The following is a 13563-nucleotide window of genomic DNA, read 5'->3' on the forward strand; positions in this document are numbered from 1 at the left end:
GGGCATCCCGGCTGGACGCACCGGCGGATCATCCAAGTACGACCCAGTACGAGGACGATCCGCCGGCACGCCCAGCCGGGCGCCCAACGCCGCGCGCTGATCCGACGCGAATTGTCAGCCAGACCCTAGTCAAGTAGTAGCGGGCGGCTGCGGCAAGCCCGCGCAATGACACTCCGGTGGGCGTGCCGTGCCGGTGCGGCCACAGCGCGGGCACAACCGCGCCGGTCGGCGGCGCGGCCCGCGCGACCGGCGGAGCCGCGTTGCGCAGCCGGGTCACGGCCCGGGCGGCGGCAGGACCCGGCAGAGCGCCTCCAGGGCCGCGCCGTACGCGTGGTCGGCGGGTGTCGCGTAGCCGACCACCAGCCCGTCCGGACCACCACCGCCCGGCGTGGAGCCGCTCGCGCCGGGGTGGCGGAACGCGCCGAGCCCGTCGAGCGCCAGGCCGATCTGCGCGGCGGCCGCCAGCACGGCGGGTTCGGTGCCCGGCGGAAGGCGCAGCACTGCGTGGAGTCCGGCCGCGATTCCGCCGGGCGTGATGTGCGGGGCGCGGTCGGCGAGCACGGCGAGCAACTGGTCGCGCCGCCGCCGGTAGAGCTGGCGCATCCGGCGCACGTGCCGGTCGTAGCCGCCGGATTCGATCAGATCGGCGAGCGTGAGCTGATCGGTCACGCTCGACCAGGCCTCCCGGGCGCCCTTGGCGGCCAGCACCGGCTCGACCAGCCGCTCGGGCAGCACCAGCCAGCCCAGCCGGATCGCCGGCGAGAGGCTCTTGCTGACCGAGCCGAGGTGGACCACCCGGTCCGGGTCGAGCCCCTGGAGCGCGGCCACCGGCCGCCGGTCGTACCTGAACTCCCCGTCGTAGTCGTCCTCCAGGATCAGCGCGCGGTGCTCGCGGGCCCAGCCGACCGCGGCCGCCCGCCGCTCGGGCAGCAGCGGGACGCCGGTCGGGAACTGGTGGGCGGGGGTCAGCAGCGCCACCTGGACGCCGGAGGCCGCGGCGAGCTCGTGGGTGCGGGCACCGTCCTCGTCCACGGCCAGCGGGTGGGTCCGGACGGCGTGCGTGGCGAGCAGTTCGCGGTGGAACGGCAGGCCGTACGACTCGACGGCGAGCGGCCCGCGCAGCACGCCGCCGCCGAACAGCAGGCGCAGCGCGTGGGCGAAGCCGGAGCAGACGACGATCCGCTCGGGGTCGGTCCGGACGTCGCGCGCCCGGGCCAGGTAGTCGGCCAGCGCTCGCCGCAGCTCGGGCCGGCCGCGCGGGTCGCCGGGGCCGAACGCCTCGTGCGGCGCCGCGCCGATCGCCCGGCGGGCGGAGGCGAGCCAGGCGGCCCGGGGAAAGGCGGCGGCGGTGGGGGTGCCCTGCCGCAGATCGTGGACGGGCGGCGCGGCGATTGCCACCACCGCCGCGCCGGCCGGGGGTGCGGTGGTGGTGGCGGCTGCGGTGGTGGCGGTGGTGGTGGCCGCGGTGGCGGTGGGGCGGTCCGCGACGCGGGTGCCCGAACCCTGGCGGGCCGTCAGCCAGCCCTCGGCCACCAGCTCGGCGTACGCCTCGGCGACCGTGTTGCGGGCCAGCCCGAGATCGGCGGCCAGCGACCGGTAGGGCGGCAGCCGACTGCCCGGTGCGAGCCGTCCGGCCCGCACCGCCTCGCGCAGCGCCCGGGTCAGCACGGTGCGCCGGCCGCCGGGGCCGGAGAGGTCGAGGTGCAGGTCACGGCCGATCCGGCGGGCCTCATTGACCCAGTTTTCCGCCATGGAATTGCACCCTATCCAAGGTCGCCCGGGTGCGTAGATTCGTGGTCATGACGAACGAGAACACCATCGCTGCCCGCACCGCCCGCGTTGACTTCGCCAAGACCGCCCCGAAGGCGTTCCGGGCCCTGCTCGCCTTCGACGCCGCCGCCCGCGAGGGGCTCGACCCGGCGCTGGTGGAACTCGTCCAGATCCGTTCCTCCCAGCTCAACGGCTGTGCCTACTGCCTGCACATGCACACCTCGGACGCCCGCAAGGCCGGTGAGAGCGAGGAGCGACTGCACCTGGTGGCGCTGTGGCGGGAGGCGGCGCACTTCTTCACGGCGAAGGAGCGGGCCGCGCTGGCGCTGACCGAGGCGGTCACCCTGGTGGCGACCGGCGGGGTGCCGGACGCGGTCTACCAGGCGGCGGCCGAGCACTTCGAGGAGGCGGAGCTGGCGCAGCTGCTGGCGCTGATCTTCACCATCAACACGTGGAACCGGGTCGCGCTGAGCACCGCCAAGGTGCCGGGCACGGACGAGCGGGCGGGCCACTGACCCGACCGGCAGGCCCGGTGTGCCCGGCTCTCAGTGCAGGCCGGCGCGGAGCGCGGTGACCCGCTGGTCGGCCGCGGTGAAGTCGGCGCGATTCAGTTGACCGCTGGTCAGCGCGTCGGCGAGGGCACTGGCGGCGCTCGCCCCCTGGCCGGCGTCCTGGGCCGAGCAGAGCAGCAGGTCCATGCCGGCGGCGGCCGCGGCGACCGCGTGCTGACCGGTCTCCTGTGCGGACGGCGGCACCGGGCCGAGCGCGCCGGCCTCCAGCGCGTCGGTGATGGTCACGCCGTGAAAGCCCAGCCGCTCGCGCAGCTCGCCCTGCACGATCCGGCTGGAGAGGCCGGCCGGATGGTCCGGGTCGAGCGCGGGGTAGACGGCCCAGCTGAGCATGACCAGCCGGACGCCGGCGGCGATCGCGGCGGGGTAGGGGGCCTCGTCGATGGCGGCCAGGCGGGGGAGCGGGGCGTCGAGCGTGACCGGTCCGGCGTCGGTGTTCGACCCGGCGGGGGCGGTGCCCAGACCGGGGAAGTGCTTGGCGGTGGCGGCGACGCCGGTGGCCTGCTGGGCGGTGACGAACGCGCCGCCGAGGGTGCCTGCCAAGCTCGGGTCCTGGCTGTACGAGCGCTGCGTGTGGTCGATGAAGTTGTCGGGGTGGTCGTACACGTCGAGGACCGGCCCGAGGTTGACGTTCAGCCCGTAGCTCGCCAGGTTCCGGCCGGCCGCGGTACCGGCCTGGGCGGCGGCGGAGACCGGGTCGGCGGCCTGGCCGACCTGGCGTTCCGAGAGCTCGGGCGCGCCCGGCAGCCGGCGGATCAGGCCGCCCTCCTGGTCGGTCATCAGCAGCAGCGGCTGCTGCACCGGGCTCTGCTGCTGGGCGGCGCGCAGCTCGGCCACCGCGGCGCGGAACTGGACCGGGTCGGCGGTGTTGCCGCCGAAGAAGATCACTCCGGCGGCCTGCCCGGCCCGGATCGCATCCAGCAGCGACTGGGGCGGGGTGGGCCCGGCGTAGGAGTAGACGACCCGCTGACCGGCGAGCTGGAGGTCCGAGTAGGCCGTGCCGGGGGTCGGCTCGGGCGCGGCAGCCGGGGTGGGGCTCGACGGAGCGGTCGGCGACGGCGTCGGTGTCGCGTTCGGCGGCGAGGCGTCGGTCGGCGTGCGGCCCGGGGCGGTGGAGCCCGCTGCTGCCGCGGATCCTGCCGGGCTCGCAGCGCGGGCCGAGCCGGGGGCGCCGGCCGAGCCGGCAGAGCTACCGGCCGAGCTGCGGGCCGTCGGCGCCGGGGTGGCGGCGCAGGCGGCGGTCAGCAGGACCAGCGCGGCGATGAGCCGGCGTGCGGCAGCCGGCATGGCCGCCCTCCTTTTAGGGGTTCTGGTTCTACAGGGTCTGGTTCTACAGAGTCTGGTTGTACAGATTCTGGGGGATATTTCATACCATCTTCCTTCCTGATGGCGCTCGTCCCGGTAACCGCGCCGCAAGCTCCCCCCAATGCGCCGGTCGCGCTCGCGTGCTCCACGGGTGCGGCAAGACGCCGGGGCGCTGGTGCCGGGCCGTTGGTGAAGGGGCGCCGGGCCTGCTGTCGCGGGCCCGCCGGGGGATTCGGCGGACCGCGGCGGGTATGCCGATCAAGCGGGCCTCGCGCGGCGGAAATATGATGACAGCGGCCCGATGCCCGGTTCACAACGGAGGGCCGATGACCAGACACCGTCCCGCCAAACCGGCGAGCGCCGACGACCTGCTCGGCGAGCTCGGCAGACTGACCGCCCAGGCGCTGGAACAGGCACGTTTCCAGCAGGCCCGGGTTGAGCTGGCCGAGGCGCTCCAGCGCGGCCTGCTGCCCACCGAGCTGCCGCAGCTGCCCGGCGTGGCGAGCGCGGCCCGCTACGCGCCCGCACGGAACGGGCTGGCCGTCGGCGGGGACTGGTTCGACGGGTTCCGGCTGCCGGGCGGCGCGATGGGGTTCTCGATCGGCGACGTCCAGGGGCACGACGTGGAGGCGGCCGCCTTCATGGGCCAGGTCCGGATAGGCCTGCGGGCGGTGGCCGGATCGGCCGAGGATCCGGGCCAGGTGCTCGGGCGGGCCAATGAGCTGCTCTGGTCGATGGACAACACCGGCCTCTTCGCGACCTGCACCTTCGTCTGGTTCGACCCGATCGGCTGGGAGCTGTCCTACGCGCGGGCCGGCCACGTGCCGGCCGTCTGGGCGACGGCGGAGGGTGACAGCGGCGTCACCGATGACGAGGGCGGGCTGCCGCTCGGCGTGCTGCCGGGGGCGCAGTTCCCGGTGGTACGGCTGCGGCTGCCGCGCGCCGGGGCGTTCGTGCTGCTGACCGACGGGGTGGTGGAGGGGCCGTCGTTCGAGCTGGAGGCGGGACTGGCCGAGGTGACCCGGGTGGTGCGGGCCGGGGTGGGATCCGAGCCGGGCGAGCTGGCGGGCGAGGTGATCAAGGTGGCCGACCTGACCGGGCACGTCGACGACGCCGCGGTACTGGCGCTGCGCTACGACTCGGCGGTGGCGGACGAGGCGGTCGGCGACGGGTGAACGCCCGCGGCGCCCAGGACCTGTCCGGCCCCCGTCCTGGGCGTGTCACGGCCCGATGAGCGGACGGGGCGTTGTGTGATGGCGGGTGTGGTGCGAAACGAGCAGGTCCGGCGGTGGGGCACGCTACTGCTGCGCTCGCTCGCGGTGGCCGCCGCCTATCTGCTGGCCGGCCGGGCGGGTCTGCTGCAACAGGTGGTGGTCGGCGGTGCGAAGGTCACGCCGCTCTGGCCGCCGACCGGGATCGCGGTGGCCGCGCTGCTGGTGTTCGGGATCGGCGTCTGGCCGGGCATCGCGTTCGGCGCGTTCCTGGTGATCGTGACGATCGGGCCGTTGCACCCGGCCTCGTTCGCCATCATCGCCGGCAACACCCTGGCCCCGCTCTTCGCGTACCTGATGCTGCGCCGGGCCGGGTTCAACATCGAGCTGGACCGGCTGCGCGACGGGCTGGCGCTGGTCTTCCTCGGCGCGCTCGGCGGCATGCTGATCAGCGCGACGATCGGCAGCTGCGCGCTGCTCGCGGACGGCTCGGTTCCGGCCGACGGCTTCTGGTCCACCTGGTCGGCCTGGTGGACCGGGGACGCGATGGGCGTGCTGGTCGTCACCTCGTTCCTGCTGGTGCTGCGGCCGGAGGCGACTCAGCGCCCCCGGGACCTCGCACCCGCCCAGTGGGCGGAGCTGGCCGTGCTGCTGGTCGGCACGGCGGCGGTCACCATCGCGGTCACCCACACCGTGCTGGACCTGCTCTTCCTGGTCTTCCCGCTGCTGATCTGGGCCGCGCTGCGGTTCCAGCTGGCCGGCGGGGCGCCGTGCGTGCTGCTGGTCTCGGTGCTCACCGTGGTCGCGGCCACCGATCACGGCGGGCCGTTCGCGCACCACGGCCTGCTCGCGCTGATGGTGATCCTGCAGGCGCTGAACGGCTCGGCGGCGCTCACCGCGCTGCTGCTGGCGGCGGTGGTCGCGGAGCGGCGCAACACGTACCAGCGGATCGAGGAGGCCTGCGCCGGGCTGGCCGAGGTGGTCGCCCGGCTCGCGCCGGGAGATGTGGTGCGGCGCTGGCTGCCCGGCGATGACGACAGCCCTTAGAGCCTGGCGCTCGGGCCCGCCTGCCGCCGCAGGCGGGCCCAAGCCGTTCGTCAGGACGTCGGCACCAGGCTCCAGAGCTGGTTCGCGCCGCCGTCGGTCGGCCACTGCAGCACCGAACCGCCGTTGCTGAGCGAGCTGTTGTTCAGGTCGATCAGGTCGCCGTCGTAGACGCTCTTGAGCTGGACCTGGTTGGGGCCCGCATCGACCAGCGTCCAGCGGGAGTTGCTGTTGCCGTCGTCGTGGTACTGGATCAGCTGGGTGCCGCTCCAGGTGGTCGGGCCGGGGATGTTGAGCAGCTTGCCGCTGTTCGCGTTGGCGATGGTGTACGCGCCGCCGCTCTGCGCGTTGAACGTCCAGAGCTGGTCGGCCGCGCCGTTGTCCTGCCACTGCACGATCGAGGCGCTGTCCGCGGTGGAGTCGTTGTTGACGTCCATCCGGCCGCCGCTCGCGCCGTTGACCAGCTTGTAGCGGGTGCCGGGCACGGGCACCGGGACCAGCTTCCACTGCTGGCTCGCGGCGCTGCCGGCGGTCGCCTGGACCACCGTGCCGCCGGCGACGTCCATGTTCTGGCCGTCCGAGCGCGCGCCGACGGTGTACGAGCCGCTGCCGGTCGGGGTGAACTTCCACTGCGAGTTCGCCGAGGCGTCGTCGTGGTACTGGACCAGCTGGGTGCCGCTGGTGCTGCTCGCGCCGGGGATGTTGGCGAGCAGGCCGCTGTCGACGTTGTCGATCTTGTAGTAGCCGTCACCGGTCGGGATCAGCTGCCACTGCTGGTCGGTCCCGCCGTCGGCCGCGGCCTGCACCAGACCGGTGCCCTCGCCGGTGCCACCGCCGCTGACGTCCAGGTACTGGCCGGTCGAGGCGTTGACCAGGTTGTAGCGCATGGCGGTGTGGTGCGAGCCGGCGGCCGGGGTGACCTTGAACAGGCGGCTGGCGTGCGGGTTGAGCGTCGCGCTGTAGGTGTCGGTGGCGCTGCCGAGGTCGGTGTGGCTCCACAGGTCGCGGACCGAGGCCGTGCCGCCGAAGCCGAGGTCGGACCAGCGCGCGGTGACGGTCGCGGCCGAGGAGCCGAGGTTGAAGAGCGCGACCGTGTAGCTGCCGTCCGGGTTGGGCGCGGACCAGACCTGCTGCTGCGTCAACTGGTCCACCGGGCGGGCCGGGTGGCCGGCCTGGTCGACACCGATCACCTCGTCGTTGCTCAGCAGCGCGGTGTCGGCGGCGTCCAGGTTGGTCAGGTCGGTGCCCAGCAGCAGCGGGGCGCCGGAGATCGCCCACAGCGTGAGCTGGCTCTGCCGCTCGTCCGGCGTCAGCCCGTCGTTGGAGCCGTTGCCGACCTCCACCGAGTCGAGGTCGTTCCAGCCGCCGGAGCCGGCGAACTTGGTCCACTTGGGGACCTCGCTGAACCGGCTCGCGACGTTGTTCCAGTCGGTCAGCGGGTAGGACGACGAGCTGCAGTAGCACTCCACGTCGCCGTCGATCCGCCAGCCGTTCGCGTAACTCTGCCAGGTCGAGCCGTTGTTGACGTCGAGCGCGTTGGAGAGTTCGAGGTGGATGGTGCGGCCGGTCTGGTTGAGCGCCTGCGACCAGTGCTGGATGTCCGGGATGTCCCAGTCGCCGACGCCGTCGATCTTGAGGTAGTCGATCCCGTAGGAAGCCAGCTGGTCGGCCCAGGAGTTGAGGTAGGCCTGGGCGGCGGCCGGGTTCTTCGCGTAGTCGATGTAGTACATCGAGCCGCTGCCGAAGTTGTAGTTCGTCTCGTAGCTCGTGGTGTTGGAGACGATGTCCCGGGCGTGGAAGCTCGTGCCCTGGATCGGAGTGTTCTGGTTGTACGCGGCGACCGGGATGCCCGGGGTCAGGTACATCCCGAACTTCTCGCCGAGGTTGTGCACATAGCTGCCGACGGCGCCCATGCCGTGCGGGAAGTGCGCCGGGTCGGTGGCCCAGCGGCCGTACGGATCAACGGTGTTGGCCGGGTTGAGGTACCAGAAGTCGTCGATGTTGACGTACTTGTAGCCGTGCGAGACCAGGCCGCTGCTCGACATCGCGGCCGCCTGCGCCTCGATGTTCGCCTCGGTCGGGTTCTGGCGGATGAAGCTCCAGCTGCTCCATCCCATGGGCGGGGTGAGGGCCGCGCCGTTGGCCTGGGCGTGGGCGGTGCCCGGGAGTGCGAGCGGGCCGGCGGCGGCGACGGCGAGCGTCAGCGCGAGCGCTGGGCCGGTGAGCCGCCCGAGGGGGCGGGAGAAGACGCGCAACAGTCCTCCGGGTGGGGTGGGTGGGGGCCGTCGCCATCGGAGATGAGTCATCATATTCCGACAGAATCAAACGGAGTAGAACATATGACAGCGTGGGGCTGAGGCTCTGTCAATGGCTCCGGCGGATTCGGCGACGGCGCTGCGCGCAGGCCGCCCTGACGGCGGGTCAGTGAGGGCGGGTCAGCGAGGGCGGCTCAGTGGGGGCGGCTCAGCGCGGCGCGGCTCCGTGCAGGAAGGTGTCGACGATCCGGGTGGCGTCCGCGTCGGCGTTCGCGTCCGAGGCCGACGGGTGGTGCGCGGCCTCGCCGAGCAGGGCGTAGTAGACCCGGCGCAGCCAGTCGAGGTCGGAGTTCCGGTCGATCAGGCCGTCGTCCCTGGCCCGCTCCAGCAGCCGGGTGCAGCGGTCGTCGATCGCCTGCCAGGCCGCGCCGGCCGCGCCGTCCTGCGCGTGCGGCTGGCTGAGGGCGAACCGCCAGACGTGCTTGAGCCGCAGCACGTTGGCCGTGGCGCGGTGCATCACGACCAGCGGCGGCGCGGTCTCCGGGTGGCTGTCCTCGATCGCCTGGGCGAGCTGCTCGGCGGCCGTGCCGCTGAGTGCCTCGATCAGCGCCTGACGGCTGGCGAAGCGGCGGTGGACGGTGGTGCGGGCGACGCCGGAGGCTTCGGCGATCTGCTCCATCGAGGCGCCCGGATCCTGCGCGAGCACCCGTTCGGCGGCTTGCAGGATGGCCCGGATGCTGCGCTCGGCGTCAGCCCGCAGGGGGCGCTGGGCGGGGGTGGACATGCTGCCTCCGGTCTCTTCGGTTGTCCCCCGAACGATACAGCCGTGCTGCGGCTCGGCCCATAACTGCAACAGCAGTGTTGCGGTTAACTGCAGAACTGCTACTCTCCTGCAACAGTTGAGCGGAACGCGGCCGGACCGGCCCGGACGGACGAGATCGATGAGATCGACGAGATGGACGAGGTGGAACAGATGAGCGGCACGGCTCTGATCACGGGGGCATCGTCAGGTCTGGGGGCGGAGTTCGCCGAGCAGCTCGCGGCCCAGGGGCACGACCTGGTGCTGGTGGCCCGCTCCGAGGAGCGGCTGACCGCGCTCGCCGAACGGCTGCGCACCCGCCACGGCGTGGCGGCGCACGTGCTGGTGCAGGACCTCTCGGTCGAGGGCGCGGCCGCGCGGATCGGCGAGCGGCTCGCCGGCCTCGGCGTCCAGGTGGACGTGCTGGTGAACAACGCCGGCTTCGGCACCTGCGGCCGCTTCGAGCAGAACCCGGCCGAGCGCGACCGCGAGCAGCTCGCGGTGAACGTGCTCGCGCCGGTGGACCTGACGCACGAGCTGCTGCCGGGCATGCTGGCCCGCGGGCGCGGCGCGGTGCTGAACGTGGCCTCCGCGGCCGCGTTCCAGCCGACGCCGTACTTCTCGGTCTACGGCGCCTCGAAGACCTTCGTGCTGAACTTCTCGCTGGCGCTGCGCCAGGAGGTCCGGCGCCGGGGCGTCCGGGTGCTGGCGGTCTGCCCGGGCCCGGTGGAGACCGGGTTCTTCGACGTGATCGGCACCCGGCGCGCGGCCGTGGGCCGGATGGCGGAACCGGCCATGGTGGTCCGCACGGCGCTGCGCGCGCTGGCCCGCGACCGCTCCTACGTCACGCCCGGCGTGGGCAACTGGCCCGGCGCGCACCTCGCGCCGCGCCGGCCGCGCTCGCTGGTCGCCGCGATCGCCGCCCGGGTGACGCGCACGGTGCTGGACCCGTCCTGACGGCCCAGGCCGGTGTCGAGCAGGCCGGTGCCGAGCAGGCCGGTGCCGAGCGGGCGCATGCCGACCCGGCCGGTCCGGCCGACTTTCCCACCCCCGCAGCGCGCCCAGTGGCCCCTCGGTGGCAATCGGCGTAGACAGGGCGCATGGCCCGGTTGAAGGTCCGCTCCTCGGCCGCTCGGCTGCTCGGCAGCGGCCGGGGGAGTCCGCGGGGCGGACAGGAGTCGCCGCCGGGGGCCGTGGCGCGCCCGGAGCGTCGCGTTCGGTGGCCCAGGGGTCTGCGCAGCGTGGCCGGGCAGGTGTTCCTGCTCCAGGTGGTCGTGGTGCTGCTGCTGGTGGTCGCGGCCGTGCTGGCGCTCGTCCTGCAGTCGCAGAAGGACAGCACGAACGAGGCGCGGAACCGGTCGGTGGCCGTCGCGCAGACCTTCGCGAACGCGCCGGGCACCGCCGCCGCGATCCAGTCGCCGGACCCGACGGCGATCCTCCAGCCGAAGGCCGAGGCGGCCCGGATGGCGTCCGGCGTCGACTTCATCGTGGTGCTGAACACCGACGGGATCCGCTACACGCACCCCCTGCCGGACCGGATCGGCAAGAAGTTCGTCGGCGTCTACCAGCCGGCCCTGGAGGGCCAGGTGGTCACGCAGGAGGTGAACGGGACGATCGGCCGCCTGGTGCAGGCGGTCGTGCCGGTCTACGACGACAGCCACCACATCGTCGGCGCGGTCTCCGCCGGGATCACCATCAGCAAGGTGAGCGGCGTGGTCGACCGCCAGCTGCCGCTGATCTTCGGCACCGCGGCCGGCGCGCTGCTGCTGGCGACCGCCGGTGCCGCGCTGGCCAGCCGGCGGCTGCTGCACCAGACGCACGGCCTCGGCCCGGTCGAGATGACCAGGATGTACGAGCACCACGACGCCGTGCTGCACGCCGTCCGCGAGGGCGTGCTGATCATCGGCGCGGACGGGCGGCTGCTGCTCGCCAACGACGAGGCGCGCCGGCTGCTCGACCTGCCCCCCGACGCCGAGGGACGCCCGGTGAGCGGACTCGGGCTGGACCCGGCGGCGGTCGAGATGCTCTCCGGCGGCCGCGGCCTCAGCGACGAGGTGCTGATGACCGGCGACCGGCTGCTGGTCGTCAACGTCCGGCCGACCGACCGCGACGGCGGCCCGCCCGGCAGCGTCGCCACGCTGCGCGACTCCACCGAGCTGCACGCGGTCTCCGGCAAGGCCGTCGCGGCCCGCCGCCGGCTCAAGCTGCTGTACGACGCGACCGTCGCGATCGGCACCACGCTCGACGTCACCCGCACCGCGGAGGAGCTGGCCCAGGTCGCGGTGCCGCGGTTCGCCGACTTCGTCACCGTCGACCTGCTGGAGGCGGTCTTCCGCGGCGAGGAGCCGGTGCCCGGCGACCACGCGCAGATGCGCCGGGTCGCGGTGGCCGGCATCAGCGACCACCCGCCGTTCTACCCGGTCGGCGAGACCGTCACGCTGCTCCCCGACACGCCGTGGCGGTGGAGCGTGGAGAGCGGCGAGGCGGCCTACGACCCGGACCTGAGCGGCTCCACCGAGTGGCTGGCCCAGGACCCGGAGCGGGCCGCGGGGCTGCTGGAGCACGGCATCCACTCGGTGGTCCGGGTGCCGCTGAGCGCGCGCGGGGTGCTGCTCGGGGTCGCGAAGTTCTGGCGCTCCGAGCGACCCGAGCGCTTCGACGAGGAGGACCTCTCGCTCGCCCGCGAGCTGGTCGCCCGGGCCGCCGTGAGCATCGACAACGCCCGCCGCTTCACCCGCGAGCACGCGATGGCGGTCGCGCTGCAGCGAAGTCTGCTGCCGCACGGTCTGCCCGAGCAGAACGCGCTGGAGGTCGCGCACCGGTACCTGCCGGCCAAGGCCGGGGTGAGCGGCGACTGGTTCGACGTGATCCCGATGTCCGGCGCGCGGGTCGCGCTGGTGGTCGGCGACGTGGTCGGCCACGGTCTGCACGCCGCCGCCACGATGGGCCGGCTGCGGACCGCCGTGCACAACTTCTCCACCCTCGACCTGCCGCCGGACGAGCTGCTCGGGCACCTGGACGACCTGGTCAACCGGCTCGACCAGGACCAGACGGCCTCCGGCGCCGGCGACGCCGTGATCGGCGCCAGCTGCCTGTGCGCGATCTACGATCCGGTCTCCCGGATCTGCACCATGGCCAGGGCGGGGCACCCGCCGGCCGCCGTGGTGCACCCGGACGGCACCGTCGAGTTCCCGGACGTGCCCGCGGGGCCGCCGCTCGGCCTCGGCGGGCTGCCGTTCACCGCGGTGGAGCTGCGGCTGCCGGAGGGCAGCCGGCTGGTGCTCTACACCGACGGGCTGGTCGAGTCCCGCGAGCGGGACATCGACGTCGGCCTGGAGATGCTGCGCCGGGCGCTCGGCCAGGCCCGCCCGGACCCCGAGGAGACCTGCGAGGCGGTGCTGGGCGCACTGCTGCCGGCGCACCCGGTGGACGACGTCGCGCTGCTGGTCGCCCGGACCCGGGTGCTCGGCGCCGACCAGGTCGCGCACTGGGAGGTGCCCTCGGACCCGGCGGCGGTCTCCGAGGTCCGCGCCGCGGTCAGCCGTCAGCTCGCGCACTGGGAGCTGGACGAGCTGGCGTTCACCACGGAGCTGATCCTGAGCGAGCTGATCACCAACGCGATCCGGTACGCGACCGAGCCGATCCGGGTCCGGCTGCTCCGTGACCGCACGCTGATCTGCGAGGTGTCCGACTGCAGCAGCACCGCGCCGCACCTGCGCTACGCGGCGAGCCTGGACGAGGGCGGGCGCGGGCTCTTCCTGGTCGCCCAGTTCGCCGAGCGCTGGGGCACCAGGTACACGGCGCAGGGCAAGGTGATCTGGGCCGAGCAGGCGCTGGGCTGACCGTCGGCGGCGACCTTCACCCCGACAGGCCCTACGCGTCGACCGAACGGACTGTCCACGTTGCCCGGCTGGTCATCCGACCGTCGGATTGAGCTGTCACGTGTCATCCGAGACGGGAGCACCCCATGCAGATCCGCACCACCTACGCGACCGGTGACCCGGCCAGGATGAGCCGGGCCGTCGAGGCGCTGGTCCGCGAGTCGGTGCCGGCGCTGTTGCCCCAGGCCGGCTACCGCGGCTTCGCGCTCTTCGCCGACCGGGAGCTCGGCAAGATCCTGATGTCGTCCTGGTGGGACGGCCGGCAGGCGGAGCGGGCCAGCAACACGCAGTTGCAGGCGCGGCGCTCCGAGCTGCTGGCGCCGTTCGCCGCCACGGTGACGACCGACAGCATGGAGGCGGCGGTCTTCGAGCCGCCGCAGACCCCGCCCGGTCCCGGCGCCCGCTGGCGGCTCACCCGGCTCGACTTCGACCCGGCCAGTGCCGACCAACTGACCGACACGTTCCGGGAGTTCGTGCTGCCGGGGCTCCGGGCGCTGCCCGGGTTCCTCGGTGCCTCGCTGCTGCTCGACCGCGGCACCGGGCATGCGATGGCGGGCACCATGTTCGCCGACGTGGCCGCGCTGGCGGCCTCGCGCGGCCCGCATGCGGCGGTGCGGGCCGTCGGCGTGCCGCGGGCGGGTGTGGTGCTGCGCAGCCTGGAGGAGTTCGAGGTGGTGCTGCTGGACCGCCGGACCAATCCCTCCTGAGCCGTCCCTGAGCCCCCTCAGC

10 protein-coding genes are annotated in these 13563 nt (G+C 73.7%); 6 read left to right on the forward strand and 4 right to left on the reverse strand.

The window, feature by feature from the left end; translation table 11 throughout:
* Positions 1-273 precede the first annotated feature (273 nt).
* A complete protein-coding gene (gene pdxR, locus AC060L_RS01370; protein ID WP_483796364.1) occupies positions 274-1752 on the reverse strand; it encodes a MocR-like pyridoxine biosynthesis transcription factor PdxR in 1479 nt (492 codons plus the stop codon).
* Positions 1753-1799: 47 nt separating this feature from the next.
* Here pdxR and AC060L_RS01375 point away from each other — a divergent pair, with 47 nt between their 5' ends.
* Positions 1800-2285, forward strand: a complete 486-nt coding sequence (locus tag AC060L_RS01375; protein ID WP_483796365.1) for a carboxymuconolactone decarboxylase family protein — start codon at positions 1800-1802, stop codon at positions 2283-2285.
* A gap of 30 nt (positions 2286-2315) precedes the next feature.
* On the opposite strand, the gene AC060L_RS01380 is transcribed toward AC060L_RS01375, so the two are convergent.
* Positions 2316-3626, reverse strand: coding sequence for a glycoside hydrolase family 3 N-terminal domain-containing protein (locus AC060L_RS01380; protein ID WP_483796367.1), 1311 nt, complete (start codon positions 3624-3626; stop codon positions 2316-2318).
* A gap of 344 nt (positions 3627-3970) precedes the next feature.
* Here AC060L_RS01380 and AC060L_RS01385 point away from each other — a divergent pair, with 344 nt between their 5' ends.
* Positions 3971-4819: a PP2C family protein-serine/threonine phosphatase gene (locus tag AC060L_RS01385; RefSeq protein ID WP_483796368.1), complete on the forward strand. Its 849-nt coding sequence runs from the start codon at positions 3971-3973 to the stop codon at positions 4817-4819.
* Between the two features lie 87 nt (positions 4820-4906).
* The gene (locus AC060L_RS01390; protein WP_483796369.1) at positions 4907-5902 is read left to right on the forward strand and encodes an MASE1 domain-containing protein; all 996 of its coding nucleotides are present in this window, start codon (positions 4907-4909) and stop codon (positions 5900-5902) included.
* Between the two features lie 50 nt (positions 5903-5952).
* Here AC060L_RS01390 and AC060L_RS01395 read toward each other — a convergent pair whose 3' ends face one another.
* Positions 5953-8154 carry an RICIN domain-containing protein gene (locus tag AC060L_RS01395; RefSeq protein ID WP_483796371.1) on the reverse strand — a complete coding sequence of 734 codons (2202 nt, stop codon included), beginning with the start codon at positions 8152-8154 and terminating at the stop codon, positions 5953-5955.
* A gap of 208 nt (positions 8155-8362) precedes the next feature.
* Complete coding sequence (locus AC060L_RS01400; RefSeq protein ID WP_483796373.1) at positions 8363-8938, reverse strand: TetR/AcrR family transcriptional regulator; 576 nt, start codon at positions 8936-8938, stop codon at positions 8363-8365.
* A 189-nt stretch (positions 8939-9127) separates the two neighbouring features.
* On the opposite strand from AC060L_RS01400, the gene AC060L_RS01405 reads away from it, so the two are divergent.
* The 3 genes from AC060L_RS01405 (at position 9128) to AC060L_RS01415 (ending at position 13541) form a co-directional block, all read left to right on the forward strand.
* On the forward strand, positions 9128-9910 hold the full coding sequence (locus AC060L_RS01405) for an SDR family NAD(P)-dependent oxidoreductase (RefSeq protein ID WP_483796375.1): 783 nt from the start codon (positions 9128-9130) through the stop codon (positions 9908-9910).
* Positions 9911-10053: 143 nt separating this feature from the next.
* Complete coding sequence (locus AC060L_RS01410; protein ID WP_483796377.1) at positions 10054-12795, forward strand: SpoIIE family protein phosphatase; 2742 nt, start codon at positions 10054-10056, stop codon at positions 12793-12795.
* A 125-nt stretch (positions 12796-12920) separates the two neighbouring features.
* Positions 12921-13541, forward strand: coding sequence for a hypothetical protein (locus tag AC060L_RS01415; RefSeq protein ID WP_483796379.1), 621 nt, complete (start codon positions 12921-12923; stop codon positions 13539-13541).
* Positions 13542-13563 lie beyond the last annotated feature (22 nt).

It is taken from the genome of Kitasatospora sp. NEAU-69, assembly GCF_057158765.1.